The organism is Polymorphobacter sp. PAMC 29334 (assembly GCF_019431245.1).
Lineage (GTDB): Bacteria > Pseudomonadota > Alphaproteobacteria > Sphingomonadales > Sphingomonadaceae > Polymorphobacter_B > Polymorphobacter_B megasporae.
This window is the reverse complement of sequence record NZ_CP080242.1, coordinates 760,067-777,777: the sequence shown is the minus strand read 5'-3', so window position 1 is coordinate 777,777 and position 17,711 is coordinate 760,067. Positions and strand designations below refer to the sequence as shown.

Here is a 17,711-nt window from a genome sequence, read left to right as displayed (position 1 = left end):
CAGTGTCTCATTAAGTGGGTGTAACGGCCTCTTTAAGATCCCTTGCCGCTGACGCAACGGGTTTGCTGGGCTGCGATCGAAGCGTGCGAGAGGCGCAGTCGTCGATTACATCGATCGACCGGCAGCAACCTTTCAGCGGTGATAGCGGCCTGCGGGCGAGTAGGGGTGATGCGCGGTCCCGTCGAAGACGAAGTCGGTCGAGACGTGTGCGAAGCGTGCCCCGGCGATCCGCGCGGCTGCGGCGAGCTTCCCGACCGCGTTGACGTTGACCCGGCGCGCGGCGGCTTCGTCGGCCTCGGCCTTGTCGACGGCGGTGTAAGCGGCGGCGTTAATGATCACATCGGGGCGAGCCTCGGCGACCACGGCGCGAACCGCCTCGGCGTCGGTGATATCGAAGCCGGCTTCGGCTGGGGCGATGACGGTGACGCCGGCGGGCGCGGTCGCCTGGAGTGCGCGACCGAGCTGCCCGCCCGATCCAGCGATCAATGCTCTCATGCGAACACCCCGGCATCGGCGAAGCTCGACGCAACGGCATCCTTCGCCGACAGCAACGGGGTTATCCCGTCGAGCCGCCAGTCGATCGCGAGATCGGGGTCGTCCCAGCGGATCGCGCGCTCGTCGGGCGGGGAGTAGAGCGTCGTGCACTTGTAGAGGAAGTCGGCGGTGTCGCTGAGGACGACGAAGCCGTGACCGAAACCCGGCGGCACCCACAGCATCGACTTGTTCTCCGCCGACAGTTCGTAGCCGACCCAGCGCCCGAAATCGGGGCTCGACCGGCGCAGGTCGACCGCGACGTCGAAGACCCGCCCGATCGTTACGCGGACGAGTTTTCCCTGCGGATTGTCGAGCTGATAATGTAGACCGCGCAACACGCCCTTGGCCGACCGGCTGTGGTTGTCCTGGACGAACTCGAGATCGAGACCGGCGTCGGCGAAAGTCTTCGCGTTCCAGCTTTCGAGGAAGAAGCCGCGGTCGTCGCCGAAGACGCGCGGCTCGATCAGCTTGACGCCGGGCAGGGGGGTGTCGACGACCTTCATGCCGCGGTCTTCAGCTGGTCGAGCAGATATTCGCCGTAGCCGCTCTTGCGTAACGGCTCCGCAATTCGGGCGAGCTGCTCGGCGTCGATGAAACCCTGCCGCCACGCGATTTCCTCGGGGCAGCAGATCTTGAGCCCCTGGCGTTCCTCGACGATCCGGACGTACAGGCCGGCGTCGAGCAGCGAGCCGTGCGTGCCGGTGTCGAGCCAAGCGAAGCCGCGCCCCATCAGTTCGACCGCGAGCTTGCCGTCGTCGAGATAGGTGCGGTTGAGATCGGTGATCTCGAGCTCACCGCGCGGCGACGGGCGGATGTCACGCGCTCTGGCCACCGCGGTGCCGTCGTAGAAATACAGCCCGGTCACCGCATAATTCGATTTTGGTGCGACCGGCTTTTCCTCGATCGTCGCCGCGCGACCCGCTTCGTCGAACGAGACGACGCCGTATGCTGCCGGGTCCTTGACGTAATAGCCGAACACCGTCGCGCCGTCGGTCCGGGCGTCGGCGGCTTCGAGCAGTTCGGGCAGGCCGTGGCCGTAGAAGATGTTGTCGCCTAGGATCAGCGTCGACGGCGCGTCGCCAATAAACTCGGCACCGATATGATACGCCTGCGCCAAGCCCTTCGGCTCAGGCTGGACCGCATAGGCGATCGTCATGCCCCAGTCAGAACCGTCGCCGAGCAACTGGCGAAACGCGGCGGCGTCGCCCGGGGTGGTGATGATCAGTACCTCGCGAATGCCCGCGAGCATCAACACCGACATCGGATAGTAGATCATCGGCTTGTCGTAGACCGGCATGAGCTGCTTGCTGACCGGCTTGGTCAACGGATACAGCCGCGTCCCCGAACCGCCAGCCAGTATGATTCCACGTCGCGCCACATCGTCTCCTATGTTCGCCGCAAGGCCAGCCGCCGGACGAGACCGGCGAAGGCGCGCTGCTCTTAGCCACGACCGAAGCTATCGGGTAGTAGCTAGCCGCTGGACGCTGCGATAGCGAGGCCCTGATCAAGTCGCAACCACCATTGCGCACACTGGGCAATAAGCAAACAAATTATAAAGTCTTATTAGTTGCTTACAAATAGAGTCGATCATCGAAGAAGTGGAGAGTCCTTTTAGATAATGGTAAGCGTCAGCTGATTTACGCAGCGATGGCGAGGGGCGCAGGCTTCCGCCAGTTCCACGGCATGAGCGGGTCGAGGTCGAGCTGGCTTTGGCCGCGGGCGAGCTGGTTGAGAACGTCGGTGAGCCAGGCTTCGGGATCGATGCCATTGAGCCGGGCGGTCTCGAGGGCAGTGTAGATGATGGCGGCGCGGTCGCCGCCCTTTTCGGAGCCGAGGAACAGGAAGTTCTTGCGGGTGACGGCGATGCCGCGGAGCGCCCGCTCGGCGACATTGTTGTCGATGGCGAGGCGGCCGTCGGCGGTGAACCAGGCGAGCGCGTCCCAGCGTCCGAGGGCGTATTGCAGCGCTTTGGCAAGGTCATTCTTGCTAGACAGCCGCCGGCGCTCAGTCCCCATCCAGACGCGCAGATCGGCGAGCAGCGGCACGGTGCGTTCGGCGCGAATGGCATGGCGACGATCGTGCGGCAGGCCGTTGATCTCACGCTCGATGTCGTAGAGCACGCCGATCCGGCGCAGCCCCTCGAACGCGATCGGCGACTGCGTCTTCTGATGGACGTCGTAGAGCTTGCGCCGGGCATGCGCCCAGCAGGCGGCATGGACGATCCGCTGGCCCGTTGTCCAGGCGGGGCCTTCGACCGGGTCAGCGCCTCGTAGCCGGCATAGCCGTCGACGTGGATATAGCCGGCATAGCCGTCGGCGTGGATATAGCCGGCAAAGTCGCTCAGGTGTCCGGCGGGCCGCTCGCCCTTGCGGTCCTGGCTGTACCAGTAGAGCGCTACCGGCGGCCGCTCGCCCGCCCATGGTCGTTCGTCGACGACATAGGTCCAGATGCGGCCGGTCTTGGTGCGTCGGTTGCCGGGTACGAGGACGCCGATCGGAGTGTCGTCGGTAAGATCACCGGTGCGGCCATGACTTGGCGGCCGATGGCCTCTGCGACCGGAGCCAGCCACCAGGCGGCGCGGCCGACCCAGTCGCACAGCGTCGCTCGGTCGATATCGACGCCGCCGCGCGCGATGATCCCGGCCTGGCGGTAAAGCGGCAGGCCGTCGATATATTTACCGACGACGACGTTGGCGATCAGCGCCGGACCCGGGCGACCCTTCTCGATCGGCAGGTCGGGTGCCGGTGCCTGGATGATCGTCTCGCAACGTCGGCAGCTGAGGCGCGGCCGGATATGGCGGATGACCTTCAGCTGCGCCGGGATGCGTTCGAGGACCTCGGTCACATCCTCGCCGAGCCTCGACAGGCTGGTGCCGCCGCAGCACGGGCAGGCGTCGCCGGGATGGTGCAGAATCTCCTCGCGCGGCAGATGCGGCGGCAACGGCCGGCGCACCGGATGGCGGCGCTGACGTTCGCTTGTAGGCGTCACTGCTTCCGTTGCGATCCGCTCGGCTTCGCTCTCCTCGAGGTCTTCGAGCAGCAGCTCGAACTGGGTGATCTCGGCGTTCAGCTTCTCTGAGGACCGTCCGAAGCTCATCCGGCGCAGGACGGCGAGCTGGGCCTTGAGCTGTTCGATGATCAGCTTGGCACCGGTCAGCTCACCCCGCGCGACGGCCAGCTCGGCCTTCAACCGGGCGACCTCGTCGGGGTCGGATGCGGCGCTCATCACGGGGCGATATTACACCGCGATCACCGCCGCTGCGACGATGATCGCCCCCGAAGCTACCTTGCGGGTCACTATGCCGGGTTGGCGTCAGGCGGCGACTTCGGGTCGCCAGCTCCGCTCGACGTTGCGCCAGTCGATGCCCTTAAGCAGCATCGACAGCTCGGCTGCCGACAATCGGACCGAGCCATCCTTCGCCGTTGGCCACAGGAAGCGGCCGCGCTCGAGGCGCTTGGCGAACAGGCACATTCCCTGGCCGTCCCACCAGATCGCCTTGACGAGGTCGCCGCGCTTGCCACGGAAGACGAACAGCACACCGTCGTGTGGATCGCGGGCAAGTACCGTCTGCACCTGCGCCGCCAGCCCGTCGAAGCCGCGCCGCATATCGGTCCGTCCGCAAGTGAGATAGACCCGCGTCCCCGCCGGCAGCGCGATCATCGGCGAAGCACGTCGAGCACCCGCGCCAGCGCACCAGCATCGACGTCGCCGCCGACGCGCAGCTTGGTGCCGCTGGGCAACTCGACCTCGATCGTGCCGGACAGCGTTCGATCAGTGACCGGCAACGCCGGCGGCGATCTGACGTCCGGAGCTGGCAACGCCACCGCTGCTGACTCGGCGACGACCTCGCACCGGATGAACCCGTCGGTGGCCGCGGTCAGCAGCTGCCTGCGCCACGTATACAGCAGACCCGTCGAGATGTCGTAGCGGCGCGCGACCTGGGTCGGCACCGCCCCGGGCGCGCAGCTCTCCTGGACGATCGCCATCTTCTGTTGCGGATGCCAGCTGCGCCGCCGTTCCGGGCGCGGCGGGAGAGCCAGCCCCTCGCTGAGAGACGTCTTAAGGGTCTCGTACGACGTCTCATCATCCGCCACGCCAGTCTCCGCCAACCACAACAGCGAAGACTCCCGCGGCAGCGCAATCACGACAAGGCGGGGATCAGCTGACACTTACAGAAAATGGTCGTAGACGGACGATAAGTCGGAGCATTAGGCCCAGGGTGAGATGGACCATCGTCCAGAAAGTCGAACTGCGGTTCGTAGTCGCGCACCAGGCGCTTTCCTCGTATCGTCCAGCCAAAGGTGCGCTTAACCATTATTGCTTAGGTGGCAATGAAAGCTGGCCTCCGTGTCTGCGCGGTGGATGACGCCAAGGACGAAGTCACGATAGACGGCCGCCTCCGTCGATTCGACGCGGTTGGGCGTGATCGGTGAGCAGGTGCTTGGGCCAAGGCTATTGCTTTTGGATCGCGGCGGCGATTGCCTCCGCATGCGCACTGTCGCTGATGACGACTGTCGTCAAGTTTGTTACCAATAGCCGCCCTTTGGCATTCACCGCGATGGGCCGCTTGCGGCCGAAAACCTTCTACCGGCGTCGGCAAGACGGTTTTGCGTTACGGGCGCCTTGATCGACTAAGTTATTGATCGCTGCAGCATTCGAATTTCTTACGCCCCTCGCAATCCCGGTCCCGAATCAGAAAGAGGACGTGAAGCATACGCAACAACAGTCATCGTCCAAACAGTCAAATCCACCGATTAGCCGGCTGCCGCAGCTGAACATCGCTCGGCGGCATTAGCAAGTAATCATCTGCCTAATCAAGATAGCGCAAGCATTAATCTGCGGGAGAAGATTGGTCTTCGCGTACACTTTGTCTTCTCGCGAACCGCGGCATCGGCTAGATCACAGCCAATGCTCGTCAAGCAGCTACGCCGAGTGTCGCCTAGCCCGCTGCTTCGGCCAAGGTAATAGGCGACGCCTCAAACAAATGTCTGTATCAATTGCACCGTACCTGTATAGTATTCAGATATCAAAGAATTTGGATGGCTCCTGTTCGCAATCGGCTCGAGCTGTGACGCGCGTCGCTGATAAAACCGTCTTCAACAACAGAGTCTCCCTAGGAGATTGGGTTGCCCAGGATACTCCGCTCTCATTGGTTTGACAGATAGCTCGTGTTACGTGATCTCGCGATCTCAGTCGAATAGATCACCGTCCGCATGCTCAGAGTGTCGCCGCCCGGACGTACGGATCATATTGTAATTTAAGAGATAGGACGCGCTGTCACTTTGGGAAATATGTTGCGTCAGGAAGTCGACGTTCAAGAATCGTGTAGCTTCCATGACTTGATACCGCCGCAAAGTCTGAACGAATATAATGAAGTAGCGGCGGATCTCGGGCTATTTGGCCGCGGTCTAAGTAATGAAGCAATTTGTCCGATTCTACGATACACAGATCAGGACTTCGACGAAGTGCTTGCACAATCACCTTCTGCTGGTCGGGTCGAATGAACCCAAGAACATCATTGATATTCAGCGAGGTAGGAAGCGTTTGACCGGTCCAAAACGCAAAGCTCAGTAGGCCTGGCAACGAGTATGATGAGCGGCATGCCTGCAATTTCCTCGTAACCCAATGCAGCGATTCCACTTGGTTGGCAGGCAAACGTATTAAGTACGTACCACGTAGTGCCAGAGGTGTGTTCGACAAATACTCGCGGCCATCGCGGACGGTTATGTGAGCACCATTCAAAACAAGTACGAGTCCACCGGACACCAACAGCCCCCAACGCCCAACGTTCATTAAACCCGAGCCGCCAATTTGCTGCCATGCGAAGGCCATAACGTCGTACCCAATTACCGAAAGCGCAATGACAATAGCCAACGCGCCGATGTCGATCTGATGTCCAGCAACCGGAAAGGGATAGAAAACCAACAGTGCACCCATGAGCGCGAGTGCTCCACGAAGAATCATCGCACGAGGACTCACGTTAGCTAATCCGGCAATCAGCAGCCAACCGAAAGGTACCAAAACTTGAAAGAACATCCCGGGTGAGCGAAAAAGGACGATCCCGGCCAATAAAAATGCTGCCTTCGTGGAATAAATGGCCAAGTAGACTAACTCTCGATGGGAAGACCGCGACGTCCTCTCCGCGCGTTTAACACCGAGTGTGTAGGCAAGTGCCAGACCGAGCGATAGAACTGCCGCCACGCCGCCGGCAAGCCCGATCCTCATTGGGATAAACCAGTTTTGAACAAAATGGGTATTCTGCAAGACAACTGCGTTAAGCAACGCATAGGCCGACGTGCCCGTGAGAAGCGTGCTGCCAATAATGACGAAGGCAACCGTTAGGCCGCCGACCATTAATCCCAGCCAATCATAGCAGGTTATCACAATTGGCATATTTATTTTATGAAAAACTGTTAATGTCGCTACCAATGTCAGAGTGGCAAACCCCACATATATTATCACCCAAGATTGCCCAATTAACTGGATGGCCAAGAGTGCAGGGGTTAATAAAACCAAAGCAGTCATTAATAGTATTCCCGCTCGAACGTAACCACTTGGGGCGGTTAGACGTAATAGCAGAATTATTAAGCACTCTCCTGCTAATAATCCAAGATTGATTTTTACGAGCACTAGACCCGCTATCAAGCCTCCGACGTACATTGCCGTCGCTACACGAGCTGAGCGTCTGGTATCAGGAGAACCAAGCGATCCAGTTGTCAACAGCAGAAAAGCTACGATCAGGAGAGATATCTCTTCCGGGTGGCCAGGCGAATTCATCAACTCCTTTAACCAAACTAGGGTCAACGAGTAACAAAGGACGGCGGCGATCCGTGACGCTGTTATTTGGAAACATAGCATCGCAAAGGCGGCGGAGTATGAGATCCATAATAACGCCGCGATAGTACGGCCAACGGTATGCGTCAGCGGGATACGAAGTGTAACATAAATAATTCGATATATTCCGTTGTAGAGTGGTCCATAGAGTGAATAAATCTCGTCATACATCCGGTGGCCCTCAAGCAAGGAACGGAACCCGACCATTAACGCGCCTTCGTCATCGAAGAAGGACATGTGGCCGAATGCGCCAAAGAATACATAAGGCAAAAAGAGAACTATAGCCCCGACGAGCGGACCAGCACATGCACTTCTTATCAAAAACCGATTCGAAAAGCAAATCCGTTTATCATCTTAACCCCGGTGATTGCTAATGCTGGGATATACCAATTTGGCGCGGCGCCGACTTTTGAATTGGGCGACGCTCACAGCTCGATGTAGGTAACCGCAATTTGAGGGTCGCTGGCAAGCTACCTCCAATATCGAGAATCGTATCAGCCCAACCGCAGGATCGATAGCGGTAGGAGGAGGGTGACTAAACGCTCCACAACGGCAGCTTTCTCCAAAATCGCTCTCGGAAGTTGTCAGTCCGAGATTAGCCCTCCTTTCGGATGCTTGGCCACGAGACCGTTGCTTGTGATACACTCGCCGCCCTCCCCCATTCAGCGGGCTGCGAGGTTCCGGTAGCGGCGACGCAACAGCCCGCCAACAGTGCCAACTCCGGCGACCATCATCGCCCACATCGCTGGTTAGGGGACGCCTAGGCTCACGTCGACGATCGACGCGTCGCCGAGCAGGACTGTTACGTCGGCGGACGAGATCGAGTTGGGGATGCCGTGGTTCTGAAGTTGAAATAGGATTGCTGCAGAATGCGCGGTAAATGCTTGCAAGGTGTAAGTCGGCGTCACACACACTCCGTACGGATCGACGGGGGTTACTGGGCCGGGTGTCAGCACCTCCGCGCCGACTTCGATGCCGTTCTCGCAGAGGCTGAGGCCGGTGGTCCCCGTCGCTTAGCGCGCATCCGCAACCACCTCGATCTAGTACTGGTGACCCAGGCCAAGGCCGCCAACCGTCCGTTGGAGTGGTGCGGTCTAGCTCTGCAGGAAGGCTACGTTCGTCTTGCCGGTTGGCGCGGCGCCGTTGTCCCACAAGGCGGTTGGCACGGCGCCCATAATGCCGCTGGCCGAACCGGATCCCGGGACGTCGTGTCCTGCCGGTAATTGGTGCGCTATAAACGATTGAAGACGTCGCGAAGGTGCCGAAGAAATCGGGATTTATGAACGTCGGAACGGCCTGTTCCGTTGCGACGGCTAAATGCGTTCCGACCGACGCGGCCATGAATGAGACCAAAGAAAATCGCATGGAAGGCCAATGTTCAATCGCTGGTTATCAAGAATCATCCGTAATGTTAAATCACCACCCGAGGCAAATGACGAATTCGCTGTGATGGGATCTCGGTTCATTATTCGGGCAGGCTGTGTCCTCGGTCATTCAACCTGATCCCAGCCGCAGTCGGCAACGGCACTAGGCCGGCGATCGGGCAACCCCAACAGCGCGACGATGGCCGCGTGGACACGATGTTCGTTATGTGTTTGACGGTCTCATGTTATAGCCGTCGAGTGACTTAACATCAACGAGTCTGCAGATCCTCCGGGAAGGGCTTCGTGCTTATGGGCCGGCCAGGGGGTGGTGCCCGACGAGCACGTTAGGATCCTGTGATGCGCCAACCATGAAACATCTTGTTGATACTCTACGAGATGCGTGAGCAATGAAACACCTCTGCCTTGAACTTGCTGTACGGCCCGAGCGCAGGCGCTCTGTTCCGATAACGGCGTGATCACCGCGTTCCGCGAGAGGCAGATGATGATGCTGGATCACTACCGGCGAGGCGAGACGGGTGATCCGCACTGTCGAACGACATTATTCCCGGCGATCGTGGGTGTCGCAGCTGCTGGCGCGAACTTCGGAGAAGGTCGCTGCGGTCGCGCTGGTCAACAAGTTGGCGAGTTTGATCTAGGCGCACGGCATCATCGAGCTAATCTCTCCATCACAAGCTAGCATCGCGAATTTCATCGCGAGAGCTATGAAGTCTCCAGTGGGTCTAACTGCTTGGAACACGCTTCAAACTGGCGGCGGCGGCTAGCGGCCGCCGCCGTATTGTAAAGGTTAAATGAATTTGCGAAACGATCCGCGTCTCGCAGTTTAAGTTGCACCGCGTTGACGTAGTCACGTCACGTCGTCGGAAAATGCAAAGGAGCGACAACATATGATGAAACATGTACAGGATCCCTCGATGTCGTCCCACTTCCGAGCCCGTTTGAGGATGCTTACGGGTGCGCGATCCGTAGTAGCATGAGGCTGCCGACGGCGACGTGGATCATGGCTTCTGGGACATCCACCCGCGCTTCGTAGTCGCGCACGAGACGCTATCAGAGTGTCATCCAGCCGAGGGTTCGCTCGACCACCCATTGCCTTGCCGGCACCTTGAAGTCGACCTCCTTATCGGAGCGGCGGGTAATCTCGAGGACAAAGTCGCGGTAGGTTGCCGCGTTCATCAATATCGTGTTGTTGTAAGCGACATCGGCGAACAGCTGCTTCAGCCAGGGCCAATGCTTGCGGATCGCGGCAACGATCGCCTGCGCACCCGCACTGTCGGAGATGTCGGCGGTCGTCAGGTTGACCATGTGCAGCCGCCGGTCGGTATCCACAGCAAAATGGCGCTTGCGGCCGAGAACATTCTTCCCAACGTCAAACCCACGGTTTTGCGCCGCCGGGGCCTTGATCGACTGAATGTCGATCACTGCTGCACTAGAGCATTTTTCCGATCAGTACGCATCATAGTCGGCGTGCCTGAAGTACTTTGCGCATTCGTCGGGTGTGAATGCGTCGAGGCTATCGCCAATGACGTTCCAGTGTTGATCGCCGGTTCGGGCAGCGGCTTTGCGGAGCAGCGCCTTGAGTTTCGAGAAGGCGTTCTCGATCGGATTGAAGTCGGGTGAGTAAGGCGGGAGGAAGACCAACCTGGCACCGCTCGCGTCGATGGCGTGACGGACGACGGTGCCTTTGTAGGCCGGCAGGTTGTCCATGATGACCACGTCGCCAGGGCTACGACGTCGGGACGATTCTGCTCTGCTGCATGCCCGGAATTTTTTTGAGCGTGATATTCCGGCGCGCGAAGAACCGCCACAGCGTCGCGATGCCGACGCTGACGCCGTGTCCGGCAAGCAACATCCGCAACTCGGCGAGGGTGATGTCCGGCTGCTCCGCCACTGCGCCGAGGATCATATCTGCGTACGCCTCTATCCGACCCGAGCGCCGGTCGCCGCCCTGTCGCTTCGGCGCCGCAGCCCCCGTCCGTCGCGCTAACGCATGCCCCCGGATCGCGCTCGACACGCTGACCCCGAACCGGGCCGCCGCCTGGCGTCGCGACAGACCCCCGTCGATGACCGCCATAACATTCTCACGAAAATTGATCGACAGCGCCTTGGTCGTGCATGCCAGCCTCCTTCGCCAGCACGCAGCTTGAATCAGAACGCGAACGACTTGGGAATTCCCAACGAGTCTGTTAGCTTGGATGATGCTCTTGGACTATGCTCACGCCCCTCGCGTTCCCGGTTGAGCATCAGCGTGACATCATGCAATGTGCGAAACAACAGTCGGCGCTCGAACCGCCGAAACCACCGATAGGCCGTCTGCCAAGGCGGAAATTCCTTATGCAATATCCTGCAGCCACCACCCGTCCGGGCAAGGTAGCGCAAGGCGTCGAGCACCTCGCGAAGGTACGTCGTCGACTTGCGCCCACACTTTGATGCCAGCGGCAGGAACGGCTGAATGAACTGCCACTTCTCGTCCGTCAGTTCAGTCGAGTAGCGCTTCGATCGCTGCTCAAATCCAGCCATACGGCTACCGCTCGCTCGGGTTACATCCCGCGGTTGAATCACGACTGCGCCGCTGCTTCAACCCATTCTCAAACGGTCTCTCAGCGCGGCGAGACCGCCGCGACTTTGTATTTCGATAGGATGAAACTCTTCTCGACTGGATTAAGATCTGAGGATTGGGTTTGGCCAGTCGCGAATGCAAAGCCGATGATGCCAAAATACATCAATCCGATCAGACACATAATAGCCCGAGATATGCTTAAAGCTACCGTTGACCGAGGTTGAACGTTACGATCTATGACGCTTGTGCGGTGATTTATCCCGGATGGCGCGCGCAAGTTCTTGTCCAAAGGATGGGTCCTATTTGAACGAATGTCAGCGTGTTTCTAGCAAAAAATCCGCACAACGGTGAAACCTTTCACGATCGCGTGGTAAATCGGCCAGACATAGAAGTCTACCACGTCATGCAGCTTCTCGGCAACGGCCTTGTCGATGGAGAGTTGAAGCTCCGCCAGCGGTGCGGTGCCAGGCAATGGTCGTGCCAGACCCTCACGACTGAGGACGCAGCGATACCGACCGCCTCGGCCATTGCGCGGACTATCCGGCGCGTCGTTTCATGGTCGGGTGGTGCGAGGGTCGACGCTACGACCTTGTCGGATAGTGCGGCCTTGAGTGGCGCGCGATGCCCGAGGCCGCGTCTTGTCGCGCAACAGACCATCGACACTTTGGGCCATAAAGCGCTCCTGCCAGCGCCATACACAGTTCTTCGACTTGCCCGTCGCTGCCATGTTCGCAGCAGTGCCCAGGTCGCCCGCTGCTAGGAGAATGATCCTGGCCCGTCACACCTGCTTCTGCGGCGATCCGCGGGCAGCGACAAGCGCGTCAAGCCTGGTCTATCCAAGCACGTGACGACGCTATCGATACACGAGCGGATGCTGCAGCGTTGCACAATCGGGCAAAGCAGAGAATCTCGAACCGGAATCGTTCGTTGCGATCAAACCACTAGTATCTCGTGTGGACACGGCGTAACGGCGTGGTAAGATGCTATTATCTGGCAAAAAAACCTAAATCACGGTGGGATGGGAAATAAGTTAAGCATAAGACTGAGAATAAGGATAAAACCAAACATGCAGATAACAAGAGAAAAAAAGATCCACTTGATCGCTCTACGCCTAAAGCTTTGACCAAAAACCATCAAAGAGACCGCGAGTATGATACCGATTACGTAGTAGCAGCTCGAACCTAAGTACAACATCTCAGATGATCCCAAAGCTAAATCGGATGACGATCTTAGACAGCCGCGTTCGAGTCCCGGATCGTATGGTATTGAATATCTCTACTCTACAACGAATAAATGATCGCCACCGTTTGAACAGGATGATAACGGCGTTTGGCCTGATCACGGCCGTTGGCCTGTAGCTGCGAAACAATTACCAAAGACGACCGGCTGCTTTTCAGCTGCCGCAAAAGGGCTCGGGGATCTTGCTCGATCAAATTTCCGCGCAAACTCATTTTCTAATTACCGCCGCATCACCGTATAGGTGAGACTGGTCAGGCATAACATGTGTCGCGCGGATGCTATTTTCGTTAAAGTTCCCCGCAATGCAGTTTGAAGTGGGCTTCGTGTTCACCTTGAGCGTCTTGCGGGACCTCGCGGCATCCACACCACGATAATTAGCCTGCCAAACCGGCGATGCTAAATGAAGCGCCACGGCTTGCGTCCACAAAACTTGCTTAGCTATCATCGGCGTGCGCAATTTATCCATCTATGCGGCCCCCGATCCGCGCCATTATCCATCTGCCTGCAATCCGCGGTGGCACTGATTTAGTAGCCATCGAGGCATAGTGTTTCAGGTTGGTATCCGTCAACGATCTCTGTCGGGCCTGATCTATGGATCGGAGAAATGCCGATGAGAGCTCACATTAGTTTGTAAATGTCCGACGGCCAAGGTAGATTGCCGACCGTGCTCCTCATCAACGTAAATCACACCTGCTCAGCCAACCCAATCGCTGCCACCGTCCGATTCTGGCCGTGATAAATAAATCCTGATCGTTGATCCGCCATGCATGCCGGCAGTCTCCAGCGTTCAAACGATCTCTAATACCACCGCTCATTGATCACAACGCATGTGTCCATTGGTGCAGTCCGATCGGCATAATGCGCCGTGGCTGATCGGTCAGGCGGTTCCAGGCGAAGCAGCACTGGTCGAGGATATCGTCGTAGGAATTGAAGATGCGGGGTGTTAGCCAGTTGTCTCGCATAAACTGCCAGACGTTCTCGACCGGGTTGAGCTCGGGGCATTTCGATGGACGCGGCAGCAGGGTGATGTTGGCGGGGACGACGAGGCTGCGGGAGCCGTGCCATCCCGCTGGTTGAGCAGCAGCACCGCGTGCGCGCTCGGTGTCACCTTGGCGGATATCTCGACGAGGTGGAGCGTCATTCCCTCGGTATTGCAGCGTGGCAGTGACAGGCTGGTGCCTTTGCCCACGGCGGGGCAGATCGCACCATAAATATAGGCACACTTCGTCCGCTGATCCTTAGGTGCTGATTGTTGGGTCCCACGCTTGACTTATCGCCGCGTGATGCTGTTCTTCTGGCAGACTTGGGCCTCGTCCTGCCGCCAGATCTCTATGGGCGTGCCCTTTGGGAGCGTTGCTTCGGTCGCTGCCACCTGCGCGGGGAAGTTTTTTTCAAAGCGGAGATGGCATTCGGATCCTGGGTGTGGTGGGGCGGGCGCGCCGTCAGCTTGCGGTAGCCTGAGCCGTGCAGCTCCTGGCTCAGCCTCTGCGGGCTGATCGTCATTCCAAACTAATCCCAGACCTACCCCTGAACTCGCAAAACCAGCGTCAGACCGGGTGCCACGGCGGGAAGCCGTCGAACAGATATTGCCAAGGTAGCCCCGATCGCAGCACATAGAAGATCGTATCGAGCACGCCACGCCACGGCCAGCCCCGGTCGCTCGGTCCAGGCAAGAAAGGTTCGGCGATTAGCCACTCTTCGTCGGTCAGGTCGCTTCCATAGCGCACTGCTGAGTGGCTATCCTGCGCGACGATCGGGTACCAATTTATGCGTTCCACGCTCGGTCTCGCAATCGTGGTTTTACATCGAAACTCGATCGTACACCGTTACTAAGGCCTTCTGACACAACCTCTAGGCTGCTGACTCGACCAAGTGTAAGCACTTTCGTGGTGATCATCACGAAAAAATCATAACAAAGATGTTCTAAACTAAGTAATGATGCTATGGTCGTCTAACTCACGAACAAGATAGTTGAAAAGAAAATCCTCTGTTCTTGTAACATTCAGTAACGAAAAATGACTTACTAAGCGCTACAATGTATTTTTTCACTCTTTGCCGAACGCTTAAATCGACAAATTTCAGCAACGAGGGCGGTCGAAAATGCAGCAATCAACATAAACGCAAGTCGCAACAAGATGTGTTGATCCGAAGCGAGTGCCTCATTTCCATGAAAAGCCAGTAACAATGCCGCAGAAAAAAGCATTATAGCGAAGTAAATAAGAGTGCTACGAATCATTCGACTCAAACCTAAATACATATTCGATCATTTTGGAACCAAAAAGAATTTAGCGTATTGGATTATCGCTTAATTGTCAACAGTTACCGCGGTTATTTCCAACAGATGATTCTTAAGTTAGTCACTGGGACGAGCACGCACAGGTGGTTCGAGCAGGTGAGGGTCGAGCTATCGAAAAGGCTGACAGCGCGAGAACGTTCTCGTCGCCATAACACTCGTTCGTCCAGAGGTGGGTGACTGCGTTGAGGAAACCGATCTTTCGCGTTAATGCGGACATTCGGCATCAAGGGGTAGGTCCGTGCCGCTGAGTTTTCAGCCGCCGGATCCGATCGGCTTGTGCAGGGGGTGCTCGACTTCCTGTCGGAGTCAAAGGTCTTCCATTCAGAACTGTCTTTAGCGAGAACGTGCGTAAGCGGCTTTAGCCGCCGATCGAGTTCGTGGGCACGTCGCTTCGGCACTCGTCCTTGGTCGTCGAGAACCTAAATGTCACGGCGCTATTCGCAATCGTATGCCTTCGGTGAAAGCCGCTGATTAGACTGTTAATGAAGTGCTTGAGGGGTGCTCGTTAGACAGCTCTCATAGGCACTCGATGCCGAAGTCGGTGACCACGACAACCGATTCGGCTGTCTCGTCGCTGCTGTCGATAACGACAGCAGCCCGTCTTCAGGCTTCATCTGCATCGCCGCGATCTCCTCGATCTCCTCGATCAGGTCCTGATTGGCACCGAGCTGCTCGGCGGCGTAGCGGGCGGTAAATGCGTGCGACGGCGACGCCATCAGGCGGCCTTGGCGACCGTCGCGGCCTGTTCGGTACGCCAGTTCCACGGCAACAGCTTGGCAAGCCGATGCTGCGGGATCTCGGCGATACGGGCGATGGCGGCGGCGAGCCCGGCCCGCGGATCTACGTCGTTGAGCTTGGCCGTGACAATAAGCTAGTACATGAATGCAAAGCGTCGCCGCCCCGGTCGGAGCCAGCAAACAGCCAAGCCTTCCGGCCGAGCGCGATGCCGCGCAGCGCACGTTCAGCGATGTAGTTGGTCAGGCAAATGCGGCCGTCGGCGAGGAACCGGGTAACGGCGCTCCAGTCGTTGAGCATGTAATCGATCGCGCCGGCGACCGGGTTGTGGCGGGCGACGCGCGCTGGGAGCGCCACCAATTGCGCGGGCTCGCGACCAGTAAGCGGCGATCTCCTGGCGGACTGCGAGCAGATGCAGGGCGGTCGTGCCGGGGATGGTGCGTTCGACATTGAAGATCACGTCGATGCGCCAAACAGCCTCCGCTGCGACCGGCGAGATGACCGGCAGCCCTTTGCACCACTTGAGCTAGGTCGCTGCGTCGGCGAGCTCAAAGAACTTGCGCCGGCTGTGCGCTCAGCAAAGTGCACGGGTTAGCGGGATCGGTGATCGTCCAGCGCGAGACAGGGCATTGTGACCTGCATAGGCATCGGCCTGAAGGATGCCGTTATAGCCGTTGAGGTCCGCCACCGGGCACTCGGCACGACGGTCGTTCGTGTAGCGGAACAGCGCTGCCGGCGGTGCCGGGCCGCCAAACGTCCGGTCATCGTGAACATAATTTCACACCCGCCCGATGTCGGTCTTGGTCTTGGCCAACACCCGGATCGTTGTATCGTTGCCGTGCATTAGCTCGGCGGCGAGCACTTACGCTTCGATGAGCAGGTATAGGGGCTTGAGCGCCGTGGCGGCGAGCTGATCGGCCAGCGTCGACAGGGCTAAGATCGACGCCTTCCCGGGCGTAGCGGTCGCGCTGCCGGTTCAACGGCTGGTGCGCCCGAACTTCTCGAACAGCAGCATTGCCAGGAAGCTCGACCCGAACAGTCCACGCGGCGTTGCGTGAAACGGTGCCGGCGGCTGGGTCACCGGCTCGCAGGCGCGGAAGGCGAAGCGCTCTTGCACCTTCTGCACGACCTCGAGCGTCTCGGTGATTTCCTCGCCGAGCTTTGACAGCCGATCGGACCCGCGGCACGGGCAGTTCGACGGGGCCGGGACGACGATCCGCTCGCATGGCAGATGCGCGAGCAGCGGCTGCCGCGACGGACACGCTTTGATAACAGCCGTCACCCCAGTGCCGGCTGCAGGTCCAATGCCCTGCGCCTCGTCGTCGCTGGCGGTGACTTCGCTTCCTCGTACGCGAGCTCCAGCTGGTCAACGAGGAGATGGCCACGTTCGGCGTGCTCACCGTAAAGCGCCCGCCGCATCTTCTCGTTTTGAGGCTCGAGCAGCGCGACCCGCGCCGCCAGATCGGCGTTGATCGTCCGGGTCCAGGCGGCCTCGTCCTAGGCGTTCGCGAGCGCCGTGCGGCTCGGCGTGACATCGCTTGAAGGCACCGTTGTTATGTCCGGCATAACCAGCAGAAAGACGTTGCGAACCAAAGATTTTAGCCCCGACGGCAGCATCCGGCAGCATCCGGCAGCATCCGGCAGCATCCGGCAGCATCCGGCAGCATCCGGCAGCACTAGGACGCCACGTCAGACGCGGGTTACGCCAGTCGATCGCTTAGAGCAGACACGCCATCTGCGACGCTGTGATCCCATGACGCCGTCGTTCGCCGACGGCCAGATGAAGCGCCGTGATCGAGCCGCTTGACGTGCAGCGACAAGTCGACGCCGTCGTGCCACAGCACCTTAACCCGATCGCCGCGTCGGTCCCGGAAGATATACAGGTCGCCCGTATCCGGGTCGCGGCTTAACCAAAAATGCACCTGCAACGCCAGATCAAACATGCCGCGTCGCATGTCAGTGTGGTCGGTGTGAGCCGATCCGCACGTCGCTCTTGAGCGGGATCATCGCTGCAGCGACCGCACGACCGCTGCAACGAGTGCCGGCGGCGCATCAGCCGCGATCCGCAGGACGCCGCCGACGAGCTCGACCACGATCGCCGGTTCTGGTCCCGTCGGCGCCGGCTCGACGC

Annotated in this window: 11 protein-coding genes and 7 pseudogenes; all 18 read right to left on the bottom strand. The window is 59.0% G+C overall.

Going from position 1 to position 17,711, the window contains the following annotated elements; all coding sequences use genetic code 11:
* Positions 1-132 precede the first annotated feature (132 nt).
* Positions 133-495 (bottom strand): sugar nucleotide-binding protein, encoded by a 363-nt coding sequence (locus tag KZX46_RS03520; RefSeq protein WP_219773919.1) that lies wholly within the window; start codon positions 493-495, stop codon positions 133-135.
* The gene (gene rfbC, locus KZX46_RS03515; protein ID WP_219773918.1) at positions 492-1,037 is read right to left on the bottom strand and encodes a dTDP-4-dehydrorhamnose 3,5-epimerase; all 546 of its coding nucleotides are present in this window, start codon (positions 1,035-1,037) and stop codon (positions 492-494) included. The genes KZX46_RS03520 and rfbC overlap by 4 nt, the downstream gene beginning before the upstream one ends.
* Complete coding sequence (rfbA, locus tag KZX46_RS03510) at positions 1,034-1,912, bottom strand: glucose-1-phosphate thymidylyltransferase RfbA (protein WP_226895845.1); 879 nt, start codon at positions 1,910-1,912, stop codon at positions 1,034-1,036. The genes rfbC and rfbA overlap by 4 nt, the downstream gene beginning before the upstream one ends.
* Positions 1,913-2,171: 259 nt before the next feature.
* Positions 2,172-3,759: pseudogene (locus tag KZX46_RS23430) on the bottom strand (IS66 family transposase).
* 87 nt (positions 3,760-3,846) lie between these two features.
* Positions 3,847-4,194, bottom strand: coding sequence for an IS66 family insertion sequence element accessory protein TnpB (gene tnpB / locus KZX46_RS03500; protein WP_219773917.1), 348 nt, complete (start codon positions 4,192-4,194; stop codon positions 3,847-3,849).
* Positions 4,191-4,628, bottom strand: a complete 438-nt coding sequence (locus KZX46_RS03495) for a transposase (protein ID WP_219773916.1) — start codon at positions 4,626-4,628, stop codon at positions 4,191-4,193. The genes tnpB (KZX46_RS03500) and KZX46_RS03495 overlap by 4 nt, the downstream gene beginning before the upstream one ends.
* A gap of 1,183 nt (positions 4,629-5,811) precedes the next feature.
* Complete coding sequence (locus KZX46_RS03490; protein ID WP_219773915.1) at positions 5,812-7,605, bottom strand: hypothetical protein; 1,794 nt, start codon at positions 7,603-7,605, stop codon at positions 5,812-5,814.
* 512 nt (positions 7,606-8,117) lie between these two features.
* Positions 8,118-8,276: a hypothetical protein gene (locus tag KZX46_RS03485; protein WP_219773914.1), complete on the bottom strand. Its 159-nt coding sequence runs from the start codon at positions 8,274-8,276 to the stop codon at positions 8,118-8,120.
* A gap of 1,422 nt (positions 8,277-9,698) precedes the next feature.
* Positions 9,699-10,193: pseudogene (locus KZX46_RS03480) on the bottom strand (transposase); the annotation flags it as partial.
* A 3-nt stretch (positions 10,194-10,196) separates the two neighbouring features.
* Positions 10,197-10,824, bottom strand: a pseudogene (locus KZX46_RS03475) (transposase).
* Between the two features lie 74 nt (positions 10,825-10,898).
* Positions 10,899-11,270 (bottom strand): transposase, encoded by a 372-nt coding sequence (locus KZX46_RS03470; RefSeq protein ID WP_219773912.1) that lies wholly within the window; start codon positions 11,268-11,270, stop codon positions 10,899-10,901.
* Between the two features lie 398 nt (positions 11,271-11,668).
* A pseudogene (locus KZX46_RS03465) lies at positions 11,669-12,139 on the bottom strand (leucine zipper domain-containing protein); the annotation flags it as partial.
* A gap of 618 nt (positions 12,140-12,757) precedes the next feature.
* A complete protein-coding gene (locus tag KZX46_RS03460) occupies positions 12,758-13,015 on the bottom strand; it encodes a hypothetical protein (RefSeq protein WP_219773911.1) in 258 nt (85 codons plus the stop codon).
* A gap of 352 nt (positions 13,016-13,367) precedes the next feature.
* Positions 13,368-14,055 (bottom strand): annotated as a pseudogene (locus KZX46_RS22710) (IS630 family transposase); the annotation flags it as partial.
* 41 nt (positions 14,056-14,096) lie between these two features.
* Positions 14,097-14,327: a transposase gene (locus KZX46_RS03450; RefSeq protein WP_219773909.1), complete on the bottom strand. Its 231-nt coding sequence runs from the start codon at positions 14,325-14,327 to the stop codon at positions 14,097-14,099.
* A gap of 997 nt (positions 14,328-15,324) precedes the next feature.
* Positions 15,325-15,609, bottom strand: a complete 285-nt coding sequence (locus KZX46_RS03445; protein WP_219774268.1) for a hypothetical protein — start codon at positions 15,607-15,609, stop codon at positions 15,325-15,327.
* A pseudogene (locus tag KZX46_RS03440) lies at positions 15,561-17,053 on the bottom strand (IS66 family transposase). Before KZX46_RS03440 ends, KZX46_RS03445 begins: the two are co-directional and overlap by 49 nt.
* Positions 17,054-17,280: 227 nt before the next feature.
* Positions 17,281-17,541 (bottom strand): annotated as a pseudogene (tnpB, locus tag KZX46_RS03435) (IS66 family insertion sequence element accessory protein TnpB); the annotation flags it as partial.
* Positions 17,542-17,711 lie beyond the last annotated feature (170 nt).

Excerpts from the sequence above, each read along its gene's own strand:
- KZX46_RS03520 (WP_219773919.1), bottom strand. The coding sequence starts at position 495 with ATGAGAGCATTGATCGCTGGATCGGGCGGGCAGCTCGGTCGCGCACTC.
- rfbC (WP_219773918.1), bottom strand. The coding sequence starts at position 1,037 with ATGAAGGTCGTCGACACCCCCCTGCCCGGCGTCAAGCTGATCGAGCCG.
- tnpB (WP_219773917.1), bottom strand. The coding sequence starts at position 4,194 with ATGATCGCGCTGCCGGCGGGGACGCGGGTCTATCTCACTTGCGGACGG.
- KZX46_RS03490 (WP_219773915.1), bottom strand. The coding sequence starts at position 7,605 with ATGTCCTTCTTCGATGACGAAGGCGCGTTAATGGTCGGGTTCCGTTCC.
- KZX46_RS03470 (WP_219773912.1), bottom strand. The coding sequence starts at position 11,270 with ATGGCTGGATTTGAGCAGCGATCGAAGCGCTACTCGACTGAACTGACG.
- KZX46_RS03460 (WP_219773911.1), bottom strand. The coding sequence starts at position 13,015 with ATGGATAAATTGCGCACGCCGATGATAGCTAAGCAAGTTTTGTGGACG.